Source organism: Thermococcus sp. 5-4, from assembly GCF_002197185.1.
In the GTDB taxonomy this organism is placed as follows: Archaea; Methanobacteriota_B; Thermococci; order Thermococcales; family Thermococcaceae; genus Thermococcus; species Thermococcus radiotolerans.
This window is the reverse complement of the sequence record NZ_CP021848.1, coordinates 1339192-1359483: the sequence shown is the minus strand read 5'-3', so window position 1 is coordinate 1359483 and position 20292 is coordinate 1339192. Positions and strand designations below refer to the sequence as shown.

Sequence of the window (20292 nt, the reverse complement as noted above, 5' to 3'; positions counted from 1 at the left end):
GTTTGGATGGGAATTTAAAAGGTATTCGACTACCTCTCCATGGCCTCGTAGAGTTTCAGAAGCTTTTCGTAGGCGGCCTCCTTCATCTCGGCCAGCCTTTCGAACAGCTCCGCCACCTCCTCATCGCCGGACATCCTCTGGAGCTTCCGGTAGATATCCCTGCCTATCGTTTCGGAGAGCATGGCAATCGCAAGGGCGTTTTCAAGCTCTCTTGTCTTCATCAGCTCTCTGCATACCGGCAGGGTGTCCAGGGGTGGGGCGTTGAACTCGAGGGGCTTCATGCCTGGATAGAGCTCCTCGAAGAGCTTCCTCAATTCCGCCGCATGCTTCCGCTTTTCCTTTGCCAGGTACCTAAACTCGTCAACGAGGATGCCCTCAACTCGGCCGGCAAGCCATTCATAGGTTTCCGCACCGCATTCCTCGTTGCAGATGGCGTAGCTGAGGAGTTCGTAGCCGTTGAGGTTCTTGAGCAGCGTCTCAACATCTTGAATAATGCCCACGTCTATCGCCATTTCACCCACCAAATATTAGGTTAAACTTTGGCATATATACACTTTTGCCTCGAAGACTTCAAATTGGGTTGAAGCTGTGGGAAGTGTTAAGTGCCCCATGGAGAACTAAAAACGGTGAGGTTATGAGACTGGAGACCTCGCTTACCCTGACGATTGCCCTGCTACTGCTTCTGGCGAGCGGATGCATCAGCGGGCCCAGCGGAGGTACCCCCACAGAATCGCAGGCTATCCATCCCGGCTACGGCGAGTTCAACGCCGGCAACGTTCTCATTGGAGACGGGGGGGTCATGAGGAATCATTACGGCCTGGTGATGCCCGTGAACAGAACTGTCACTCTCAAAGGGATCGTTTTCTCCAGGGAGTATCGGGTCTCGTCCGAGAACGGGAGCGGCACCACCGGCTACTACCGCGGAAAAGTGGGGCTCAAAGCATATCTCGGCGATATCGTCGTTTCCTATGCGTGGAGCGGCCTGGAGTCGAGATTGGAGCCGGTTTCCGAGCTGAAGGTCGAGATAGCGCCGGAAACGGTTGAGGTGGAACCCGGGAAGAACGGGACCTTCGAGGTGAGGATTGACACCTCCGGAGCGGTCAGGGGGAAGACGTACTACCTCTACATCGTCGCCTTCGGTGAGGACGGCTGGAAGGGCTGGGCGGTTGTCGAGGTGAAGATATGGGGGAATGAAACGGTAACCTCTCCTTAGCGCATGCCCCCTACCAACGCCCTCGTGAGCACGTGCGGCCCGCCGTCGTCGACCGGCACCCACTGGCCCTTTCCACAGTAGCCGGGGAACTCGATCCTGAGGTCATCCCCTATGGCGTGGATGTTCCGCAGGACGTCGAGGATTCTGCCGGAGAGGGCCACATCCCTGACCTGCGCCTTGATTTCACCGTTCTCGATTATGTAACCCTCCTTGGCGCCGAAGGTGAAGGTGCCGTTGGCGGTGTCGACCTCTCCCCCCTTGTCCCCCACCATGTAGAGGCCGTTCTTGACCTCCTCGACCATCTCCTCGAAGGACCAGTCCCGGGGCTCGACGTAGGTGTTACTCATCCTCACGAGGGGCTGGTAGTTGTAGCCCTGGGCACGACCGTGGCCGTTCGGCTCGAGGCCGAGCAGGGCGCTCGTCTCGCGGTCGTTGAGGTAGTTCATCAGAACGCCGTTCTTTATTACCTCAACCCTCTTGGCCTTTATTCCCTCGTCGTCATAAACGTAGGAGCCGAACTTGCCGGGCAGGGTCGGGTCGTCAACGACGGTGAGCTCCTCCACCGCTATCTTCTCGCCCAGCCTTCCGGCGAGTATGCTGTCGCCGTTCTTGACAGCGTCCGCCTCGACGGCATGGCCCAAAGCCTCGTGGATGAAGACGCCGGTAAGCTCGGGATCCATTATCACCGGGAACTCTCCGGAAGGGGGCGACTGGGCGTGGAGAAGCGAAATCGCCTTTTCCTTCACGAAGGCAGTCCAGTGGTTCAGGTCTATCCCCTCAACGAGCTCCCAGCCCGCGGTGCCGCCGAAGCTCTTCCAGTAGCTCTGCATTTCTCCGTTTTCCCTAGCGGTAACCGAGAAGCTCAGCCTCAGCCTCGGGACGACCGTCTCGATTTCGCTCCCGAGGGAGTTGAAGTAGAAGCCCTCCTTGAGGCCATCACCGTAGTAGACGCTCCTGTTGGACACCCGCCCGTCCCGGAGGAGCGAATCGATCTCCTTCACGAGGGCAAGCTTGTCCTCGACGTCCACGTCGAGAAAGCTCTTCTTCGGCCTTATTTCAGCCCTGTCCTTGATGGGGTCCCCAAGGTGAATCCTCGAATCGCCCTTTGAGAGCTTCGCTATCTTCATGGCGGTCTCTATGGCCTTTTCGGCGCGGCCCATGTCGTTGGCGCTTGAGAAGCCCCAGGCACCGTTGAAGGCCCTGACCCCTATCCCCATCTCGGTGTTCATGGCCAGCTCTTCGAGCTGACCGTTCTGCATCGTGAGGTGGGAAGCGGTGACGCGGGTTATACGTATTTCATAATATGATATACCGTAACGCTCCGCAAGCTCCTCGGCCCTTCGCATCAGTGCCTCCATCGTCCCACCGGTGGACATAAAAGGGGTAGCGTTTATATGACTTCCCATAGAGGGATGAACCACAAGGGTTTAAGTGTTGGGTATGGAGAGGCGTAGTGAGATACTCCACCACATCCAGGGCAAACCGGGAATAACCTTCCGGGAGCTTGCAAGGGAGCTGGGAATAGGGATAGGGGACCTCCAGTACCACCTCTACCGATTGGAGAAAGAGGGGAAGGTGTTTTCCAGGAAAATCGGAAAGAGGAGATACATCTTCCCTGCGGGCTTCGAGAGGGACTGCCAGAGGCTGCTGATAGCCATCTCGACGGAGACCCGAAGGAGAATCCTCCTGCTCCTCATGGAGGGTCCCCTGACCCAGAGCGAGATAGCCAAGAGGCTCGGGCTCAGCCAGCCCACCGTGAGCTACCACATGGGGGAGCTCGTGAAGCTCGGCATCGTGGATGCCCGAAAAGAGGGGAAGAGCGTGACGTACACCCTCTCCTACGACCCGGCGATAATAGCGCGCGTCATAAAGGAGTACAGGCCCAGCCTCTGGGAGAAGCTGGCTGACAACCTGATAGACCTGCTCACCAGTGTGGGTGATGAGGAATGATGGAAACGGTACTGGCAATCATAGCCCTGATACTGTCACTGGCCCTCGCGGGGATTTCATTGATCGCCTACAGGAAGAGCCATCTGAGGGCGGCGCTCTACCTGATAGCGGCGTTCCTCCTGCTGGCCATAAAGAAGGTCATAGAGACCCTACACCTGGCGGAATGGATAGAAAAAGACGTAAGCATGGCCGTTGGCGCCCTTGAAGTCGTGGTACTGCTGCTCTTCGTGGTTGCACTCTGGAAGCGCTAGCGGACAACCATGACCGGCGGATCTATCGAACCCACGACCTCCTCAAGGAGGCTTCCTATCCTCGTTTTTCCACTTCTTCCGTAGGCACCCATGACGACCAGGCTGTACCCCCCGGAGTTGGCCTCCTCGAGGATGGTGTCCTTTGCGGAACCCTCCACTATCCTTATGGAGCAGTTGGCTCCCTCCTGCTGGCAGAGCTCGAGGAGGTTCGTCATTATGTCGCGTATGCTCTTCTTCATCTCGCGCCATATCTCCTCCTCGAACTTCTGAACGTTCGTGAGGTCCTGGCTGAGCATGCCCATGTTGAAGGCCAGGGCCTTCGCCTCCCTCCTGTCAAGAACGGAGAACAGGATGAGCTTGCCTCCCCTCCTCTTGGCGATGGCTATCGCGTGAAGGGCAGCCTTCTGACTCCACTTGGAGCCGTCAACGAGCACGAGTATCCTCATGGATCACACCCCTACGTACCTTATCCATATGATTACCATACCCACTCCAACCGTGCTGAGCATTATCACGAGGCCCACCTTGAGGAAGTCCATGAAGGTTATGTTGAGCCTCTCCCTGGCCGCTATACCGAGGACAACGATGTTGGCGCTCGCTCCTATCGCGGTTCCGTTTCCACCGAGGCACGCGCCGAGCGAGAGCGCCCACCACAGGGGATAGACGTTCATCGAGACGCTCATGGATTTTATCAGGGGTATCATGGCGGCGGTCAGGGGGATGTTGTCTACTATGGCGGAGGCTATCGCCGAGAACCATGTGATCATCACTATCGCCTCGGCGGTCGTGTGAACGTAGCTGAGGAGCCAGTTGGCAACGTCGTCTATCACCCCGGTCTCCACGAGGGAACCGACGATTATAAAGAGCCCCATGAAGAAGAATATCGCCGTCCACTCTATCTTTTCGAGAACCTCCGTCGGCTCCATCCTGCTCCAGAGGAGAAGGAAGGAAGCACCGCTGAGGGCCACGACCGCCGGAGGAATTCCAAGCCTGTCGTGGACGAAGAACAGCAGGACGACTGCAACTATAACGACCACGGACTTCTTGAAGAGCGCCCTGTCCCTTATGGCCTCGTCCTCCCGGAGCATCTGAATGGTGGACTGAATCCTCTCCATCTTGGTCGGGGTTATCCTCATGGCATCCCGGTAGACGAGGTATATTATGCCGAGGGTTATGAGGAGGTCAACCGCCGCTATGGGCCCCATGTTCAGGAGAAATTCGTTGAAGCTCAGTCCTGCAGCCGAGCCTATCATTATGTTGGGCGGGTCGCCGATGAGCGTTGCAGTTCCGCCGATGTTGGAGGCGAATATCTCGGCCAGAAGGTAGGGAATCGGGTTAACGTCCATGAGACGGGTTATGTAGAGGAGCATCGGCGTCAGCAGGAGAACGGTTGTAACGTTGTCGAGAACCGAGCTCACCAGCGCAGTCACTATGGAGAACAGTATGAGGACCTTCATGGGACTTCCCTTGGCGAATTTTGCGGTCTTTATCGCTATGAACTCGAAGAGGCCGCTCTCCTTGGCGGTGTTGACTATCATCATCATTCCTATTAAGAGGAACAGCGTTCCGAGGTCGAGGTACTCGGACATCTTCTCCCACGGAACCACACCAATGAAGAGGACTATAGAAGCGCCAAAGAGGGCGGCAACCGTCCTGTGAACCCTTTCGCTGATTATCAGGGCGTAGATAAATATGAACACTGTAACCGCGATTGCCACCTGCTCGTTCAGTACCATTTGAACCACCTAATACACTATGGTCGGTCTGTCCACGTGCTGGACTATCTTGAGGACCAGGGGGCTTATAGGAGACGTTCTCGTGACCTCGGAGCCGTAGCTCCTGGAGATAACGAGGAGGTCGAAGTTTCCTTCCTCCATCATCCGCACGACGTCATCGCTCTTGTTTCCGATGAAGTACCTCTTCTCAACCTGAAGCCCGTGGGCCTCAAGCCTCGAGGCTATCTCCTTGGCGAGCCTCTCGGCGAACTCCATCTTGACCTTCCTGAGCTTTTCGGCCTCTTCCTTGCCGAGGGTCTGCTCTATGAGGGAGAGGGTCCTTTTTTCCGAGATGTAAACGACCGTGACTGAAGCCCCTGGATAGGCGCTCAGGGTCTCGTAGAGCTCCTCCCGTATTTCGCCCGAGAACCTGTCCACCGGAAGGAGTATAGAGTGTATCTCCGGGAGAACGAATTCCTCGGGGAGGAGGAGAAATTCCCGATAGCGCTTGGCTATCTCCTCGTACCTCTCACCGGCGATGTTCCTGAACTTCCTAGCGATGAGTTTATTGAAGATGTCCATTGCCATCCCCGGAGTAGGAAGATAAAGAGATGATTTAAGCTTTTTGTCGCCCGGTTTTAGAGGGTTGAACCACAAACGCTTTATTAAGGCGCAACGAGCTAAAAACGGGGTGAGAAAATGAAAAGGGCACTTGTACCACTGCTGATAATCATGCTTCTGCTCCCGTTTGCATCCTTTGCCGCCGCTGAATGCCCCAGCGAAGGCCACACGGTGGTGCTGAAGGCACCGGCCGTCTCAAGGACAGCCAGCGGGGAGCTGATAGGTGTCGCCACGGATTTCGTCATCACCGTCGCACCGGGAACCGGTCACGTTTACGTCGAGACGTGGCCCCTCGCGGAGGTTGACATGCAGGCGAGTGCCAGATTGGCCGCCCAGATAGCGGGCAAGGTTCTCGGGGTAGATATGAGCAAGTACGATGTTTTCATCCAGATTAAGGCCGATTCTCCCATAATCGGAGGCCCCTCAGCGGGAGGGACCATGACCGTCGGAATCATCGCGGCCCTTGAGGGATGGACGGTCAACCCCAAGGTTATGATGACCGGGATGATAAACCCGGACGGCACCATAGGGCCCGTAGGAGGAATCCTTGAGAAGGCCTCTGCGGCCCACGATGTCGGGGCGCAGCTCTTTCTGATTCCCCAGGGACAGCGCATCCAATACGTTCAGGAGACCCAGAAAAAGGAGATAGGAGGCATAGTCGAGATAAACACCCAGACGAAGAAGGTTGACGTCGTTGACTACGCCAAGGAGCGCTGGGGACTGACGGTCATCGAAATCAAGGACATATACGACGCCGTCTACTACTTCACCGGCCACAAGATACCCAGGCCGGAGGCGCCCGCGTACATAAAGATAGACACCTCCTTCCTCAAGGACGATGCGCTCAAGGACTACGACAACACGACGGCCTACTACCAGGCCACCCTTGAGAAGCTCAAGAAGAGCGACGTCAACTACGCCACATACACGACCCTCATGGAGGCCCTAAACGAGGCCCAGGCGGTGCTCAACCAGTCGAAGCAGAGCCTCGACGACGGGATGTACTACACGACGATGAGCAAGGACTTCCAGGCGAGGATAATAATAAGGCACGTGGACTGGTACCTGGGCGTGAAGTCGGAGGAGGACGTTCAGAGAATCCTGAGGACAACGGGCTCGGAGATAAACGCCTCTGAGAAGAGGGTGTCCAACCTCACGATAAGGGGCACGACGATGCTCCAGGCCGTCGCGGCCGCCGAGGAGAGGGTGGAGCAGGCCAAGGGTCTGCTGGACGAGGCATGGAAGTACTACTACAACGGTGACTACTGGGACGCCGTTGGCGATGCGGCCTACGCCTATGAGAGGGCAAAGACAGCGGTCTTCTGGGCGAGCCTCGGCGAGAGGTTCGCGACCGGCGACGTGATAGGCAGGGACGTGGTCAAGGCCACAGCGAGGGACTACATAGACGAATCCAACCTCATAGTGACCTACATAGAGTCGATGTACGGGAACGTTGGGGGCGACCTGAGTCAGAGCATCCAGCAGGCGGAGCAGTACTACGAGGACGGCAAGTACTCCGCGGCGCTATTCACGGCGATGGAGGCGCGCGTGAGGGCACAGGTCTTCCTCGACACGCTGGGAATAGACAACCAAACGGTTCTCAAGGACAAGCTGGCGGGAATGAAGGAGGGCGCTAAGGTGGCCATTGCGCTGGCCCAGAACCAGGGCATAACGCCCGTGCTGGCCATAGCATACTACGAGTTCGCGGAGAGCTACGAGCAGAGCGCCGAGGAGAACGGCAGCATGGAGGACCTCCAGACGGCCATGATATTCTACCAGTACGCCAGAGAAACCGCCAATCTGTTCCTCAGCAAACCAACCCAGTCCGTACCAGCGGCCAACACAACGGCAACCGACGTTCCCCAGATAGTCATCCCAACACCATCACCCGCCGAGACTTCGACGAGCACCCCCGGCGACTCCTCGGAGAGAATCCCCGAGACGGCAATAATCCTGATAGCCGTCGGCGCGTTCCTCGTCGGTGCGGCAGTGGGCAAGAAACTATGAACCTTCCCTTTCCCTCTTCTTCAGGAGCCTTACCTCCCAGTCGGAGAGGCTCGGGCACACCGTGCAGCCCAGCCGGTAGAAACCTTCGTAGTAGAGAGGGTGGAGCTCGATGCCTCTCATCAGGAGGAAGAGCTGAACCATCAGGCCGCTCCAGAACTTCACCGGCATGACCTCGAGGAACCTTCCAAGCACGTCATTCCGCCGCTCCAGAACGGGCGGTTTGAGCCTTCTCCTGGCGCTCTCGCCGTCGCGGTCTCCCACGACCAGGAGGGGTTTCTCAAACTCGGAGGCGGCCCGGTAAAGGGCCTCCACCTTCAACCTCGTGCACCAGCGGTTGGAGTGGGTCGGCACGCCGTACCGGTCGAGCGGCATGGGCACGTCAACCCTGATGACGTCAACGCCGAGCCTCCGGGCGGTCTCCTCCACGTACTCATCCGTCCCGGGCATCTCGTATTCCATGCGGATGTAGACGGCTGTGACATCGTCAAAGACCTCGCTGGCCAGAAGCAGGGCGGCCGTTGAGTCTTTCCCGCCGCTCCACGGAACGACGATGTCGTGCCCCTCAAACCTCCGGAGAAAGGCTCTGCTGGCCTCCGCAAAGGCCTCTATATATCCCCGATTAAGCTCAATGATTCTCTCCAGTGGTACCGCCTCAGTCGAGGGAATCCTCCAGAGAACCTCCACAGGGGAGCCGAGCCTCTTGCTGACCTCGGCCACCCTGTGCGGGCCGGAGTAGTAGACCTCGAGGTTCATCAGCTTCCTCAGGACGAGGGAGTTTTCTCCAATCTCGACGCCGAGGATGGAGCGCATCGCCCTCCGGAAGCCCTCCCCCATGGCCAGATAGATGTCGTAGTCCGGATGAATCTCGATGCCAAGGGGATTCTCCGGGTTCAGCGCGTAGGCATTCTTCCATTCGATCCCAAGCCTGAACCTGGCCTTGATCTCCTCGATGTTGGAATGCAGCTCGTCAACACGCATGTTCCTCACGCGCTTCGTCCTCAGAAGCCGCGCGTGGAATGGCTTGCCGGATTCCTCAAGGACGGCCAGCGCTTCCTCCATCAGCTCCCCCTCGGCCTCTCCAAGGAGCAGGATGGGCACGTACGGCTCATCGAGGAGCTCCCGGAGGGGGCCCTCAACCTCTTCCAGTGTTCTGCCACCGCCGAGGCTTGAAACCTTTAGAAAACCGCCGTAGTTTCGTTCGTTTATGTACTGAAGGGCCTTGGCGTCCTTCCTGGCCCTGACTATGAGATGGAACATGAAAAAAGATTTTAGGCGAAGCTTAAAACCTTTGCCGCCGATGATGAAAACTCCCTGCCCTGAGCGGTGAGGAGAACCGGCTCCCTGAGGCAGGAAAGGGCTTATATTCCCGGCCATTCACCGCCCTTCTTCCCCCGAGTCAGCTCCCCAACGAAAATCCCTGAGGGCATCAGAAGAGGCTCATAGAATCACCACTCGGAGAACAAGACCACGAGTAAAAATCGTCCTGCAGAAAACGGTTTGGTGGACCGGGCGGGATTTGAACCCGCGGCCTCCGCCTTGCGAGGGCGGCGCTCATACCAGGCTGAGCTACCGGCCCGCTCCCGGTTATATGGGAACCGCCTCGCCTTTAAAAAGTTTTGGTATACCCCTGGCGATTTATAAACATTTGCGAGTTTAATTTCCACTGGAAAGGAAGGACTTTTAACTTTAATTTGCCAATCAACTCCGGTGGTCTGATGGACGCGCTGAACTTTCATCGCAATAACTTTCCGGGCAACGGGAAGATAGAGGTAATCCCAAAGGTCCCCCTCACGAAGGAAACGCTCAGCCTCGCCTACACCCCCGGTGTGGCGGAGGTCTCGAGGGCGATAGCCAACGGAGAAGACCCCTGCGAGTACACCAACAGGTGCAACACGGTGGCCATTGTAAGCGATGGCACGAGGGTTCTCGGTCTCGGAGACGTTGGCCCCCTCGCGGCCCTTCCCGTGATGGAGGGGAAGGCTTTACTCTTCAAGGCCTTCGGCGGAGTGGATGCCTTTCCCCTCGTCCTAGCCGAGAAGGACCCTAATATGTTCATCGAGGTCGTGAAAGCGGTCTCCCCCTCCTTCGGCGGGATAAACCTCGAGGACATAGCCTCGCCCAAGTGCTTCTACGTGCTTGAGAGACTGAGGGAAGAACTCGATATCCCAGTCTTCCACGACGACCAGCAGGGAACCGCGAGCGTCGTTTTGGCGGCTCTGCTCAACGCTCTCAAGGTCGTTGGTAAGAAGCTGGACGGAATAACCGTCGCCCTCTTCGGCGCCGGGGCGGCGGGCTTTGCGACGCTGAGGATAATAACCAAGGCGGGGGTAAGGCCGGAGAACGTCAGAGTTGTGGAGCTGGTTGATGGGAAGCCGAGGGTTCTGACCCCCGACCTGCCGCTTGAGGAACTCTTCCCCCACAGGGGCGAGCTCCTCTCGAAGACGAACGGTGAGGGAATCGAAGGCGGTCCGGAAGAGGCGCTTAAGGGGGCGGACGTGCTCATATCCTTCACGAGACCCGGGCCTGGAGTCATAAAGCCGGAGTGGATAAGGCTCATGGCGGACGACGCGATAGTCTTCCCTCTGGCGAACCCAACGCCGGAGATACTCCCCGAGGAAGCAAAGAAGGCCGGGGCGAGGGTGATAGCGACGGGGAGGAGCGACTACCCCAACCAGGTCAACAACCTCCTCGGCTTTCCGGCGATTTTCAGGGGGGCGCTCGACGTCAGGGCCAGAACGATAACCGACGGCATGATCATAGCCGCCTCGAAGGCGATGGCCTCCGTGATAGAGCCGAGCGAGGATGAGATAATCCCCTCGCCGTTCCACCCGGAGGTCCACCCAAAGGTGGCCGGGGCGGTTGCAGAAGCAGCCATGCGGGAAGGGGTCGCGAGGGTTCGCGTTAACCCAGAGGAGATCGAAGGGCGGTTAAGGAAATGGAGGGAGTTCTACGGGAAGAACATCGTCCCACTGAACGAGGGGAGGAAAGCCTACCTGTAAAGGCTCCCTCCACTGGCGTCTATCGCAACCAGCAGGGGGAAGTCCTCGACCTCAAGAACCCACACCGCCTCAGGAATCCCCAACTCCTCCAGCCAGAGAACGTCAAGGACGCGCTTTACGCTCTTCGCCGCAAGGGAGCCGGCTCCGCCGGTAAAGGCAAAGTAAACGGCGCGGCCTTTGAAGGGCTCGGCATCCATACCACCCTTTCCTATTATCCCGCGGACGCCGAGGGAGAGGATTCCCCTCAGGTAGCGGTTCATCCTCGCGCTCGTCGTCGGCCCGGCGGAAACTATCTCGTAACCCTTGGAGGTTTTTCTCACGACCGGCCCGCAGTGGTATATGACTGCACCATCAAGTTCAAAGGGAAGCCCTCCCCTCTCGGCCAGCCCAAGGATTTTCCTGTGGGCCGAATCCCTGGCGGTGTAGATTACACCAGAGAGGTGAACGATGTCTCCAGCATTGAGGTTCAAAACGTCCTCCTCGCTTAAGGGAGTCCTCAGCCTCACTGCCACACGTCCACCCTCCCGTCGGGCTTTATCTCCACGAAGGCCCTCCTGTTGGCCCAGCACTGAACGACCAGACCGACCGGGAAGCTCGCAGGATGCCTGTGGGCGACCTCTATCTTGACGTCCAGGGCGGTGGTCCTTCCCCCCATGCCCATCGGGCCGATTCCCGTTTTGTTCACCTCCATCAAAAGCTCCTCCTCGATTTTCGCTATCCTCCCGTCCGGGTTCCTCTCCCCCACTTTTCTCAGCAGGGCCTTTTTGGCCATGAGCAGGGCGTAGTCGGCCCCGCCGCCAACGCCTATGCCCAAGATAACCGGCGGGCAGGGCTTTCCCCCGCAGGCCTTCAGGTGCTCGAGTACAAAACGCTTTACCCCCTCCCAGCCCTCGGCGGGGGTGAGCATGGCCAAAGCAGAGCAGTTCTCGCTTCCCCCTCCCTTCGGAAGAACCGCTATCCTTATCCTGTCACCCGGGGCGGGCTCCCAGTGGATTACCGGAACGCCCCTCCCTGTGTTGTCGCCGGAGTTCCTCCCTGTGAGGACGTCGACGGCGTTGGGCCTGAGGGGTATTTCCTCCGTGGCTCTCCTCGTAGCCTCGATGAGCCAGCCCTTAACCTCGCCGAGAAAGGGACTTTCAACGCCGGCCTCAACGAAGAAGGTCACCGTGCCGGTATCCTGGCAGACGGGAACCCGGTCGGCGAAGCCGAGGTCTATTGCCTTGATTATGTTGCCGAGGTTGAAGCGCGCTATCTCGTTATCCTCCTCGGCGTAGGCCTTCCTGATGGCCGAGAAGGTATCCTCGGGAATCTTGGTGACGGCCAACCGGATGGCCTCGACAATCGAGTCCACGAACTCCTCAGACAATCAGCATCCACCCATCAAAAATAGCCTGGGAAGCTTAAAAAGTTAACAGAAAAGGGGCAATCAGCCCTTCAGAATCTCGACTATCTGCTCGGCGACCTGGACGCCGGCGCGCATCTGGGCCTCGACGGTTGAGGCTCCGATGTGGGGCGTGAGGACGACGTTGTCGAGCTTCGTGAGCGGGTGGTCCTTCGGGAGGGGCTCCTCCTCGAAGACGTCCAGGCCGGCTCCGGCTATCCAGCCTTCTTGGAGGGCCTTGACGAGGGCGTTCGTGTCAACTACAGCCCCACGAGCGGCGTTGATGAGTATCGCGGTGGGCTTCATCAGCTTAAGCCTCTCCTCGTTGATGAGGTGGTAGGTTGCATCCACTAGGGGAACGTGGAGAGTAACAACGTCGCTCTCCTTCAGGAGGGTCTCGAGGTCGACGAACTTCCCTCCAACCTCTTTCGCGCGCTCTTCGTTCGGGTACGGGTCGTAGAGGAGGACGTTCATGCCGAGGGCCTTGGCTATCTTGGCTATGCTGTAGCCTATCCTTCCGAAGCCGATTATTCCGAGGGTCTTGCCCTCAAGCTCGAAGCCCATGCACTGCTTCTTGGCCCAGACGCCTTCCCTCATCTTCCTGTCGGCGAAGGCTATCTTCCTGGCCACGTTGAACATGAGCGCAACGGCGAGCTCGGCGACGCTTCTGCTCGAGGCCCCGGGGCTGTTGACTACCTTAATGCCCCTTTCCTTGGCGGCCTCAAGGTCTATGTTGTCCAGCCCGACGCCGGCCCTTCCGATGACCTTGAGCTTCGGAGCGGCCTCGATGACTTTCCTCGTCACCTTGGGCTTGCTCCTGACGATTATGGCATCAACGTCCCCGACGAGCTCCAGAAGACGGGCCTCGTCGGGATACTCCTCGTAAAGAACCTCAAAACCGGCGTTCTTCAAAACTTCCAGAGCTTTCTCGTGCAGTGGGGCAGCAACGAGAACCTTCACCATATCCATCACCTCATCCCCTTCTTTTTATGGCCATGAGCATGACCTGATCCGACGCATCCTCCGCACGGTCGGCTATATCGCCGATCTTCGTCAGTATCTGGTTCCAGATAAGCTTTGCGTAGGTCGTAACGGTCTCGCTCTCAAAAACCTTGCCCTTGACGTCGTACTCAACCTCGTCGGCCTTTTCCTCGGCGTCCTCAACGGCTTTGGCCAGCTCTATCGCCCTGTCAACGTCGGAGTTGAGGGCATTGACGGCATCCTCAAGGATGGCGTAGCTCTCTATCGCCGACTCAACGAGCTCCATAATCTCGCCCTTTAGCTCCATCGGCGCCTTCGGTTTCGCAAGAATCAGAGTGTGGGCCGCGCTCTCGGCCGCATCGGCAACTTGGTCAATTAGCTCGCTCAGCCTCACGTAGTCCCCCCTGTTGGCGGGCAGAAATGCACCCTCGTAGAGCATCGTCTCTATGCTCCTCCTGAGCGTGTCGGCCTTGCTCTCGAGCTGGTCAACCTCCCTCTCAAAGGCCCTGGCCCTCTCGAAATCCCCGTCAAGATAGGCGTTCATAAGCTCCCTGAAGGCGACCAGAGACTCCTTAACGACCTCAAGGTGACTCTCGATGGCCTCAAAGACGCTGCTCTCCTTACCACCGAATATGGGCATTTTCCCTCCCCCGCGATAACTTCCAACCGTGGGGTTTATCTACTTTGCCCCTCCTTTGCCTTGATGAGTGCCCAGAGGAGCTCGTTCCTCGGAGCCTCGAGGCCGACGGAGCTAGCGTACTCCACTATTTTGCCATGGATGTAGTCGACCTCCGTCCTCTTGCCCCTCCTTATGTCCTGAAGGGTGGAGTTGTAGTTCTCCCTAGTGCGCTCTATCGTGTCCCACAGGAGCTCAAGCGGGTGTATCTCGAACTCGATGCCGAGCCGCTGGGCAACGGTGCAGCCCTCGCGGGCTATCTCGACGGAGATGGCCTCAAGGTATGGGTCATCCTTCAGAAAGCCGTTTTTGACCTCGAGAACCGTCCCGAGACCGTTGATGACCGAGTTGACTATGGTCTTTGCCCATTTCCAGCCGTTCACGTTCTCTGTGACGTGGGTTTCCAGGCCGGAGGCGTTGAAAACCTCTGCGACCTTTCCGACAAAGGGGTCGCTTCCGGTGGGGTACCTTCCGATGACTGTGATGCCCTTCCCGGTCCACCTCACGTGCCCCCACTCGACCAGCATCGCCCCGTTCGTTGTTATCCCCCCCATGACGTTGGGCGTGACCTTCAAAGCCATCTCCTCGTTGCCCAGACCGTTCTGAATGCTGAGTATCCATGTTCCCGGCCCAATGCAGCCGCGCGCGCACTCAAGGGCGGCCTTGGTAGAGTAGGACTTGGTCGAGAGTATCAGAAGCTCCGGGGGCTCGTCAGGCGCGTAGAGGCTCGCCTTAGGATGGACCGTGAACTCCTCAAACCCAGAAACGTGCAGCCCGTTCTCGTTTATCGCCCGCACCTGCTCCTCTCTTCCGATGAGCGTGACGTCGTTGCCCGCCCTCGCGAGCAAAGCCCCGAAGAGCGAGCCTATGCTCCCCGCGCCGAGTACGTAAATCTTCATCCCACCACCGCAAGCGTTTAAAGCCCCATCCTTAAAGCCTTACCGATGATAAGCGTTGTTCTCGTCGAGCCAGAGGGGCCCGCAAACATCGGAATGGTGGCAAGGACCATGAAGAACTTCGGCTTCTCCAGCTTAGTCCTGGTCAACCCAAACATCACGGAGGAGAGCTACAGCTACGCAGTTCACGCGGGGGACGTTCTCGAAAACGCGATGCTGGTCGAGAGCTTTGAGGAGGCTCTGGGACTCTTCGACGTTGCCGTTGGAACCACGGGCAAGCCCGGAAAAAGCTACATCCCCGAGAGGGCACCCTTGATGCCCTGGGAGCTGAGGGAAACCCTACGAGGCTATTCCGGGAGGGTCGGCCTCTTCTTCGGCAGGGAGAGCATCGGCCTGAAAAACGATGAGCTGAAGAGGCTCGACTTCACGGTAACGATTCCGACAAGCGAGGCCTATCCGGTCATGAACCTCGCCCAGGCGGTGGCCGTTATCCTCTACGAGCTGGCGAGGGAGAAGCCAAAAGCTAACGTCCACTCCCTCGAGCCAGCCACGCGACTGGAGAAGGAGGAGCTGGTGAGAGCCTGGGAGAGGCTGCTCAACGTGCTGAACTACCCGAAGGACTCCGAGAGAAGGGAGGTTTTCACGAGGGTGTTTCGGCGCTTCGTCGGGAGGTCCCTCCTCTACGGGAGGGAGGTTCACACGCTCATCGGGCCGATCAGAAAGGCGGCCCTCAAACTGGAGGAATGCGAAGATGCTGAGCGTTGAGAGGTTTGATATAGCAGGTAGAGAGGTATGGATAGGAGTAGTCCACTCCGAAAAAATCCAGGGGATAACCTTCTCCCTGGAAAGGGAGCAGTTCGAGAGGAACGTCAAGCGCCTCACGGGTTTTCTGGAGAGAAGGAGCGTTGGTGTAGACATAGAGCCAGCGAAGAGCCGGTATCCTTCCCTCGTGAGGGACGTTATCCTGGGCAGGGTGGAGAATTTCGATGTTCTAGGGGAGCTCTCCTTCGAGGGCCTTACACCTTTTGAGAGACGAGTTTACGAATGGCTCACGAAAAACGTTAAAAGAGGGAGCGTTATAACCTACGGTAACCTTGCGAAGGCCGTTGGAACGTCTCCACGGGCAATCGGCGGGGCCATGAAGAGGAACCCTTACCCGATAGTCGTTCCCTGCCACAGAGTGGTCGCCCACGATGGCATCGGTTACTACACTCCGAGGCTGGAGGAGAAGATGTTCCTGCTCGAAATTGAGGGGGTGAAAGGATGGACAAGCTCAAGGCATACCTGATAGCGTTCGTTCTCATCGTTCTCGGGATAGCCGCGGGGATAGTCTATGAATGGGGCCCGACAATGCTGCTCAGGGTTATCCTGACCCTCGGCTTCCTGGGAGTCACGCTAATGCTGCTCTTCTTCACCGGGCTAACGCTCTACGCGGAGAGCTGGAAGTACGGAATAATCCTTGCGATCTTCACCGCGATAAGCGGCTACGGCCTCTACCTGAGCGCCACATGGCAGGGGCTCCACGTAATCGCCGGCATAATCGTCTTCTTCATCGCCATAGTCGCCTTCGGCATCTGGTACATCAGCGAGCCTGATTTAAGCCTGACCGACCGCTTCCGCTCGGCCGAAAAGCTCGAAAGGATGGGCAAGTACAAAGCCGCAGCAAGAAAGTACGAGAAGGCTGGGAACTACCTGAAGGCGGCGGAGATGTACGAGAAGCTCGGCTGGATGGAGAGCGCCGCCTGGGCCTACGAGAAGGCTGAAAAGTACGAGAAAGCGGCCGAGATATACGAGGAGCTGTACGAGAAGGAGAAGGACACCTACTACCTCAAGGAGGCCCACGAGTACTGGAAGAAGGCCGGAAACATGGAGCGGGCCGCTAAGGCCCTCGAGCGCTACGCTGAGGAGGAGCCCTGGTTCTGGGAGGACGTTGCGAAGCTCTACGAGGAGCTGGGCAACGATGAGAAGGCCAGGGAAGCCTGGGAGAGGGCCCTCGACTACTACCAGAAGGAGGCCCAGGAGGAGGGTGTCTTTTACGAGGACGTCGGCAACATAGCGCGCAAACTCGGAAAAGAGGAGCTCGCGAGGGAAGCATACCAGAAGTTCCTCGAGTACTGCCTCAAGGAGGCTGAGGAAGACCCGATGTGGTGGAAACACGTCGCTGAAGCCTACGAATATCTCGGCGAGAAGGAGAAGGCGGAAGAGGCCAGGAAGAAGTACGAGGAGTACCGGGCAAAGATAATGAGGGCCAACGAGGAAACCTCGAATTTCCCGGAGGAGAAGGGGGAGTAGTTCCAGACTAATACAGCTCCCCAGTTTCATCCAACTCCTCGAGTTCCTTCTCGATTTCCCTCTCCTTTTTCTCAGCGTACCTCTCCATCCAGTCGAAGAAGAACCAGACTGCGAGGAGAAGCAGGGATATACCCAAAAAGCCGAATAGGATCTGGAAGTCCGTGGGAACCGTCTGTGGAATGTAGGACATGCTCCCACCGAAGGGGATTTCGCGGGACACCTAAAAAACTTTGCCAACCTTTTTAAAATCCGGGTGAAACTCTCCTCAGGTGGTAGCGATGATGGGAATGAACCCGAGGCAGATGAAGAAGCTCATGCGCCAGATGGGCATCAAGATGGAGGAGCTCGATGGCGTCAAGGAAGTCGTAATCAGACTTGAGAACAGGGAGATAATCATAAGGGAACCCGCGGTCACGGTCATCACTGCGCAGGGCGAGAAGAGCTACCAGATAATCGGGCCGGAGGAGGTCAGGGCGATAGTCAGCATCCCGGAGGAGGACATAAAGCTCGTGATGGAGCAGACCGGCGTTGACTACGACACTGCAAAGAAGGCCCTGGAGGAGGCAGAGGGAGACCTCGCGGAGGCCATACTCAAACTGAGCGGGGAATGAAAAAGAAAAGGCATCACGCCTTTTGTCCTTTTCCGAAGTTCTCTATGGCCTTCATGAGCGGGATGAGATGCATCAGCGCCGGACCACCGGCCATGAGAACCGCCACGAGACCGGCTTCGATAAGCTCCTCGGGCTTTGCGCCGGCGGCGAGGGCCTTCTGGGTGTGGAGGTAGATGCACCACTCGCAGCCCTGGGCGATGCCGAGGGCAAGGGCTATGAGCTCCTTCTCACGGGTCGTCAGTGCCTTGTTGTCGAGGGTCTCACGCAGGAAGCGGGAGAAGGCCGATATCTCCTTCGGGTGCTCCTTTCCGAGTTTGTCAAGGAGCTCCTCTATTTCCTGAAGTTTGACGTTAACCTCGTCGTAATCCATGGGAATCACCGTAAATAACTCGCGTTCTGGGTTTAAAGGCCTATCTCCAACTTCAGGTTAGAAACCAGCCGTTCCAAAAGACTATAAACCCCGCCGAATAGGTGGATACGATGAGGGCGATAGGCGTCATAAGGAAATCAAGGCGGGACAGGATAAGCCGCGAAGAGTTTGAGGAGCTTTTGGAAAGCGCCGGCTATGAGGTAGTGGCGATTCTGGAGCAGAACAGAGAGGAGCATCCCAAGTACAACATCGGAAAGGGCAAGCTGGAGGAGCTGAAGGAGCTCGTGAGGGAGCTCGAGCCGGACAGGGTGATATTTGCCAACAAGCTTACGCCGAGCCAGGCATACAACCTCTGGAAGGAGCTAAGGGTTGAGATCATGGACAAGTGGCAGCTCGTCTTGGAGATATTCGAGAGGCGGGCGCATTCCAAGGAGGCCAAACTCCAGGTTGAACTCGCCTCGCTCCAGTACGAGGTTCCCCTGGTGAAGGAGGCGATAAGGAGGATAAAACTCGGAGACAGGGCCGGTTTCAAGGGAATGGGTGAATATCAGACCCGACAGTACCTCAAGCACATCAGATACCGCATGGGAAGGATCAGAAAGGAGCTGGAGAAGGTCAAAGCCGATAGAGAGGTGAAGAGAAAGCGCCGTGAAGAGGTCGGCTTCATACTCCTGGCTCTGGCGGGCTACACGAACGCCGGCAAGTCGACCCTCCTCAACACCCTGGCGAGGGAGGAGATAGAGGCGAAAAACCAGATGTTCACGACGCTCGATACAACCACACGGCGTTTCAAGCTCGGAGGCAAGAGGGTTCTCCTGACCGACACGGTTGGCTTCATAGACGGTCTTCCCCCCTTCATAGTCGAGGCATTCCACTCGACGCTTGAGGAGATCGTGAAGGCGGATATAATACTCCTCGTCCTTGACGTCAGCGAGCCCTGGTCCGAGATAAGGAGGAAGTTTCTGGCCTCCCTCAACGTCCTCAGGGAGCTGAAGACCCTCGACAGGCCGATGATAGTTGTGCTCAACAAGATAGACCTGACCACCGAGGAGGACGTGAGGGACAAGGCGGGGAGGATAGAGGAGATAATCGAGGAACGCGGGGTAAACGTCTCCCGCGTGGTGGCGATATCGGCCAAGCTCGGTCAACTGGAAGAGCTTTACAGCGCCCTCGAGGAGGTCATCCTCACCCTTCCGAAGTACGGTGCCTTCGAGATAACCGTGAGCGAGCCCGAGAAGGTGCCGCAGGTTATGGCGCTGATAAACGCCATCGGCGAGGTTTTGGATGTGGAATACGGCGAGGAAACGCGGATAGAGGCCTACATCCAGACAGGAATGATAAAGGAACTCACGAGGCTCGGAGTTGGGATACGGAGACTCTCCGTTGAGAACGAGTGAAAAAGGTTTTTAGGAAAAACGCCATATAGTAACACCGGGGAAGCGGTGTGGAACCTAAGGCAATAGCCGGGGCCCTCATTCTAGTCGCCATGTTAGCCCTCCTCCTGCCGAAGGGAATCCTGTTTCCAGTCAGCCCCAGAGGGGTCGACTTTCCAATCAGGAGCAGCGGATTCGTGAAGTGCCAGTTCTTCGTGAGGGAGCGCCTCAACTTCAGTAACCAGAGCATTGAGTTCACGGTGGTTGACAACGGCACGCCGCTGACGAACCTATCCCTGAAAGGCATCACGGGAGGGCACGTCTGCGTTCCCGAGGGAATCCTCGTGTACTCCTACTATCCAGGAGACCCCTACGCGGGCATGTACGGGGCGCTGATCGATTCCGAAAATCTGAGCGAGAGATGGTCGAGGAGAATCCTTGGACTCCCCTGGAGGTACTCAAACGGCGCAATCTACCTCACAGATGACGGTTGCGTTACCCTCCTGAACGCATCAACGGGAAGGTTCGTCTTCAGGTTCTGCCCGGACGCCCCCCGCTCGAAGACCACAGACCTGTTTTTCATGGACGGAAAGGCGTACATAACGGCAGTTTCGGTCGAGGAAGGTCCAAGGGGAGAAGTGGGAAGGGCGATAATATACCTCGTGGAAAAAGGAGAGACCCGAAAGAGGACCTTCGCTAGTCTCATCGGCGAGCCAGCGGTGGCCGAACTCTGGATAGACGGCAATGAGGAATACGTGGCTGTCTCATATTTCATGTACACTGCAGCCGGAAGGGAGAGGGACGGTCTCTGCGTCTTCAGGGCGGATGACCTCACCCCCATCGGGTGTAAAAGCTTCAGGCACTCCGCCCTAAACGTCAAGGTTGAGGGCGACGTTGTCTACGTTAGGGTTCTGGACGAGGTTAAGGCCTACCGGATAATCTCGCCCTGAGGTGAT

General features: G+C 57.5%; 24 protein-coding genes and 1 tRNA gene. 11 read left to right on the top strand and 14 right to left on the bottom strand.

Going from position 1 to position 20292, the window contains the following annotated elements; all coding sequences use genetic code 11:
- Positions 1 to 29: 29 nt before the first annotated feature.
- Positions 30 to 512, bottom strand: coding sequence for a ferritin family protein (locus tag CDI07_RS07535; RefSeq protein WP_088181036.1), 483 nt, complete (start codon positions 510 to 512; stop codon positions 30 to 32).
- A 122-nt stretch (positions 513 to 634) separates the two neighbouring features.
- Here CDI07_RS07535 and CDI07_RS07530 point away from each other — a divergent pair, with 122 nt between their 5' ends.
- On the top strand, positions 635 to 1213 hold the full coding sequence (locus CDI07_RS07530) for a hypothetical protein (protein WP_088181035.1): 579 nt from the start codon (positions 635 to 637) through the stop codon (positions 1211 to 1213).
- Here the strand turns inward: CDI07_RS07530 and CDI07_RS07525 are convergent.
- Positions 1210 to 2571 (bottom strand): TldD/PmbA family protein, encoded by a 1362-nt coding sequence (locus tag CDI07_RS07525; protein WP_088181034.1) that lies wholly within the window; start codon positions 2569 to 2571, stop codon positions 1210 to 1212. The genes CDI07_RS07530 and CDI07_RS07525 overlap by 4 nt on opposite strands.
- An 82-nt stretch (positions 2572 to 2653) precedes the next feature.
- Between CDI07_RS07525 and CDI07_RS07520 the strand changes: the two genes are divergently transcribed.
- Together CDI07_RS07520 and CDI07_RS07515 are read left to right on the top strand one after the other, a co-directional pair.
- A complete protein-coding gene (locus CDI07_RS07520; RefSeq protein ID WP_088181033.1) occupies positions 2654 to 3163 on the top strand; it encodes a metalloregulator ArsR/SmtB family transcription factor in 510 nt (169 codons plus the stop codon).
- Complete coding sequence (locus tag CDI07_RS07515) at positions 3160 to 3414, top strand: hypothetical protein (protein WP_088181032.1); 255 nt, start codon at positions 3160 to 3162, stop codon at positions 3412 to 3414. The genes CDI07_RS07520 and CDI07_RS07515 overlap by 4 nt, the downstream gene beginning before the upstream one ends.
- Here CDI07_RS07515 and CDI07_RS07510 read toward each other — a convergent pair.
- From CDI07_RS07510 to CDI07_RS07500, 3 genes are read right to left on the bottom strand one after another with little or no spacing between them, the layout of a single operon-like run.
- Positions 3411 to 3860 carry a universal stress protein gene (locus CDI07_RS07510; protein ID WP_088181031.1) on the bottom strand — a complete coding sequence of 150 codons (450 nt, stop codon included), beginning with the start codon at positions 3858 to 3860 and terminating at the stop codon, positions 3411 to 3413. The genes CDI07_RS07515 and CDI07_RS07510 overlap by 4 nt on opposite strands.
- Positions 3861 to 3863: 3 nt before the next feature.
- Positions 3864 to 5150 (bottom strand): SLC13 family permease, encoded by a 1287-nt coding sequence (locus CDI07_RS07505; protein WP_088181030.1) that lies wholly within the window; start codon positions 5148 to 5150, stop codon positions 3864 to 3866.
- Positions 5151 to 5159: 9 nt separating this feature from the next.
- Positions 5160 to 5711, bottom strand: coding sequence for a universal stress protein (locus CDI07_RS07500; RefSeq protein WP_088181029.1), 552 nt, complete (start codon positions 5709 to 5711; stop codon positions 5160 to 5162).
- 117 nt (positions 5712 to 5828) lie between these two features.
- Here CDI07_RS07500 and CDI07_RS07495 point away from each other — a divergent pair, with 117 nt between their 5' ends.
- Positions 5829 to 7757: a S16 family serine protease gene (locus tag CDI07_RS07495; protein WP_088181028.1), complete on the top strand. Its 1929-nt coding sequence runs from the start codon at positions 5829 to 5831 to the stop codon at positions 7755 to 7757.
- Here CDI07_RS07495 and CDI07_RS07490 read toward each other — a convergent pair.
- Together CDI07_RS07490 and CDI07_RS07485 are read right to left on the bottom strand one after the other, a co-directional pair.
- Positions 7752 to 9014, bottom strand: coding sequence for a phosphoadenosine phosphosulfate reductase family protein (locus CDI07_RS07490; protein ID WP_088181027.1), 1263 nt, complete (start codon positions 9012 to 9014; stop codon positions 7752 to 7754). The genes CDI07_RS07495 and CDI07_RS07490 overlap by 6 nt on opposite strands.
- 241 nt (positions 9015 to 9255) lie before the next feature.
- A tRNA-Ala gene (locus CDI07_RS07485) sits at positions 9256 to 9333 on the bottom strand.
- A gap of 139 nt (positions 9334 to 9472) precedes the next feature.
- On the opposite strand from CDI07_RS07485, the gene CDI07_RS07480 reads away from it, so the two are divergent.
- Positions 9473 to 10756 carry an NADP-dependent malic enzyme gene (locus tag CDI07_RS07480; RefSeq protein WP_088181026.1) on the top strand — a complete coding sequence of 428 codons (1284 nt, stop codon included), beginning with the start codon at positions 9473 to 9475 and terminating at the stop codon, positions 10754 to 10756.
- Here the strand turns inward: CDI07_RS07480 and CDI07_RS07475 are convergent.
- The 5 genes from CDI07_RS07475 to CDI07_RS07455 are packed head-to-tail and all read right to left on the bottom strand — an operon-like array spanning position 10747 to position 14693.
- Positions 10747 to 11268, bottom strand: coding sequence for a FumA C-terminus/TtdB family hydratase beta subunit (locus CDI07_RS07475; RefSeq protein WP_088181025.1), 522 nt, complete (start codon positions 11266 to 11268; stop codon positions 10747 to 10749). The genes CDI07_RS07480 and CDI07_RS07475 overlap by 10 nt on opposite strands.
- A complete protein-coding gene (locus CDI07_RS07470; protein WP_088181024.1) occupies positions 11259 to 12122 on the bottom strand; it encodes a fumarate hydratase in 864 nt (287 codons plus the stop codon). Before CDI07_RS07470 ends, CDI07_RS07475 begins: the two co-directional genes overlap by 10 nt.
- A 60-nt stretch (positions 12123 to 12182) precedes the next feature.
- Positions 12183 to 13097, bottom strand: coding sequence for a hydroxyacid dehydrogenase (locus CDI07_RS07465; RefSeq protein WP_088181564.1), 915 nt, complete (start codon positions 13095 to 13097; stop codon positions 12183 to 12185).
- A 13-nt stretch (positions 13098 to 13110) separates the two neighbouring features.
- Entirely contained in the window at positions 13111 to 13758 is a 648-nt protein-coding gene (locus CDI07_RS07460) for a TIGR00153 family protein (protein WP_088181023.1), read from the bottom strand.
- 35 nt (positions 13759 to 13793) lie between these two features.
- Positions 13794 to 14693, bottom strand: coding sequence for a 2-dehydropantoate 2-reductase (locus CDI07_RS07455; protein WP_088181022.1), 900 nt, complete (start codon positions 14691 to 14693; stop codon positions 13794 to 13796).
- 45 nt (positions 14694 to 14738) lie between these two features.
- Between CDI07_RS07455 and CDI07_RS07450 the strand changes: the two genes are divergently transcribed.
- Genes CDI07_RS07450 through CDI07_RS07440 form a run of 3 tightly spaced genes read left to right on the top strand, consistent with a single transcriptional unit; the run spans position 14739 to position 16982 of the window.
- Complete coding sequence (locus tag CDI07_RS07450; protein ID WP_088181021.1) at positions 14739 to 15455, top strand: RNA methyltransferase; 717 nt, start codon at positions 14739 to 14741, stop codon at positions 15453 to 15455.
- Positions 15442 to 15978, top strand: a complete 537-nt coding sequence (otg, locus tag CDI07_RS07445; RefSeq protein ID WP_088181020.1) for a methylated-DNA--protein-cysteine methyltransferase — start codon at positions 15442 to 15444, stop codon at positions 15976 to 15978. Before CDI07_RS07450 ends, otg begins: the two co-directional genes overlap by 14 nt.
- Complete coding sequence (locus CDI07_RS07440; protein WP_088181019.1) at positions 15954 to 16982, top strand: tetratricopeptide repeat protein; 1029 nt, start codon at positions 15954 to 15956, stop codon at positions 16980 to 16982. The genes otg and CDI07_RS07440 overlap by 25 nt, the downstream gene beginning before the upstream one ends.
- Positions 16983 to 16989: 7 nt before the next feature.
- On the opposite strand, the gene CDI07_RS07435 is transcribed toward CDI07_RS07440, so the two are convergent.
- Positions 16990 to 17172 (bottom strand): hypothetical protein, encoded by a 183-nt coding sequence (locus tag CDI07_RS07435; RefSeq protein WP_088181018.1) that lies wholly within the window; start codon positions 17170 to 17172, stop codon positions 16990 to 16992.
- A gap of 88 nt (positions 17173 to 17260) precedes the next feature.
- Between CDI07_RS07435 and CDI07_RS07430 the strand changes: the two genes are divergently transcribed.
- Positions 17261 to 17593, top strand: coding sequence for a nascent polypeptide-associated complex protein (locus CDI07_RS07430; RefSeq protein WP_088181017.1), 333 nt, complete (start codon positions 17261 to 17263; stop codon positions 17591 to 17593).
- A gap of 13 nt (positions 17594 to 17606) precedes the next feature.
- Here CDI07_RS07430 and CDI07_RS07425 read toward each other — a convergent pair whose 3' ends face one another.
- Complete coding sequence (locus tag CDI07_RS07425; RefSeq protein ID WP_088181016.1) at positions 17607 to 17963, bottom strand: carboxymuconolactone decarboxylase family protein; 357 nt, start codon at positions 17961 to 17963, stop codon at positions 17607 to 17609.
- 110 nt (positions 17964 to 18073) lie between these two features.
- Between CDI07_RS07425 and hflX the strand changes: the two genes are divergently transcribed.
- Together hflX and CDI07_RS07415 are read left to right on the top strand one after the other, a co-directional pair.
- Positions 18074 to 19360: a GTPase HflX gene (hflX, locus tag CDI07_RS07420; RefSeq protein WP_088181015.1), complete on the top strand. Its 1287-nt coding sequence runs from the start codon at positions 18074 to 18076 to the stop codon at positions 19358 to 19360.
- Positions 19361 to 19407: 47 nt separating this feature from the next.
- A complete protein-coding gene (locus tag CDI07_RS07415) occupies positions 19408 to 20286 on the top strand; it encodes a hypothetical protein (RefSeq protein ID WP_088181014.1) in 879 nt (292 codons plus the stop codon).
- Positions 20287 to 20292: the final 6 nt, after the last annotated feature.

Coding starts and splice junctions, on each gene's coding strand:
- CDI07_RS07535 (WP_088181036.1), bottom strand. CDS start 512: ATGGCGATAGACGTGGGCATTATTCAAGATGTTGAGACGCTGCTCAAG.
- CDI07_RS07530 (WP_088181035.1), top strand. CDS start 635: ATGAGACTGGAGACCTCGCTTACCCTGACGATTGCCCTGCTACTGCTT.
- CDI07_RS07525 (WP_088181034.1), bottom strand. CDS start 2,571: ATGGAGGCACTGATGCGAAGGGCCGAGGAGCTTGCGGAGCGTTACGGT.
- CDI07_RS07520 (WP_088181033.1), top strand. CDS start 2,654: ATGGAGAGGCGTAGTGAGATACTCCACCACATCCAGGGCAAACCGGGA.
- CDI07_RS07515 (WP_088181032.1), top strand. CDS start 3,160: ATGATGGAAACGGTACTGGCAATCATAGCCCTGATACTGTCACTGGCC.
- CDI07_RS07510 (WP_088181031.1), bottom strand. CDS start 3,860: ATGAGGATACTCGTGCTCGTTGACGGCTCCAAGTGGAGTCAGAAGGCT.
- CDI07_RS07505 (WP_088181030.1), bottom strand. CDS start 5,150: ATGGTACTGAACGAGCAGGTGGCAATCGCGGTTACAGTGTTCATATTT.
- CDI07_RS07500 (WP_088181029.1), bottom strand. CDS start 5,711: ATGGACATCTTCAATAAACTCATCGCTAGGAAGTTCAGGAACATCGCC.
- CDI07_RS07495 (WP_088181028.1), top strand. CDS start 5,829: ATGAAAAGGGCACTTGTACCACTGCTGATAATCATGCTTCTGCTCCCG.
- CDI07_RS07490 (WP_088181027.1), bottom strand. CDS start 9,014: ATGTTCCATCTCATAGTCAGGGCCAGGAAGGACGCCAAGGCCCTTCAG.
- CDI07_RS07480 (WP_088181026.1), top strand. CDS start 9,473: ATGGACGCGCTGAACTTTCATCGCAATAACTTTCCGGGCAACGGGAAG.
- CDI07_RS07460 (WP_088181023.1), bottom strand. CDS start 13,758: ATGCCCATATTCGGTGGTAAGGAGAGCAGCGTCTTTGAGGCCATCGAG.
- CDI07_RS07455 (WP_088181022.1), bottom strand. CDS start 14,693: ATGAAGATTTACGTACTCGGCGCGGGGAGCATAGGCTCGCTCTTCGGG.
- CDI07_RS07450 (WP_088181021.1), top strand. CDS start 14,739: ATGATAAGCGTTGTTCTCGTCGAGCCAGAGGGGCCCGCAAACATCGGA.
- otg (WP_088181020.1), top strand. CDS start 15,442: ATGCTGAGCGTTGAGAGGTTTGATATAGCAGGTAGAGAGGTATGGATA.
- CDI07_RS07440 (WP_088181019.1), top strand. CDS start 15,954: ATGGACAAGCTCAAGGCATACCTGATAGCGTTCGTTCTCATCGTTCTC.
- CDI07_RS07435 (WP_088181018.1), bottom strand. CDS start 17,172: ATGTCCTACATTCCACAGACGGTTCCCACGGACTTCCAGATCCTATTC.
- CDI07_RS07430 (WP_088181017.1), top strand. CDS start 17,261: ATGATGGGAATGAACCCGAGGCAGATGAAGAAGCTCATGCGCCAGATG.
- CDI07_RS07425 (WP_088181016.1), bottom strand. CDS start 17,963: ATGGATTACGACGAGGTTAACGTCAAACTTCAGGAAATAGAGGAGCTC.
- hflX (WP_088181015.1), top strand. CDS start 18,074: ATGAGGGCGATAGGCGTCATAAGGAAATCAAGGCGGGACAGGATAAGC.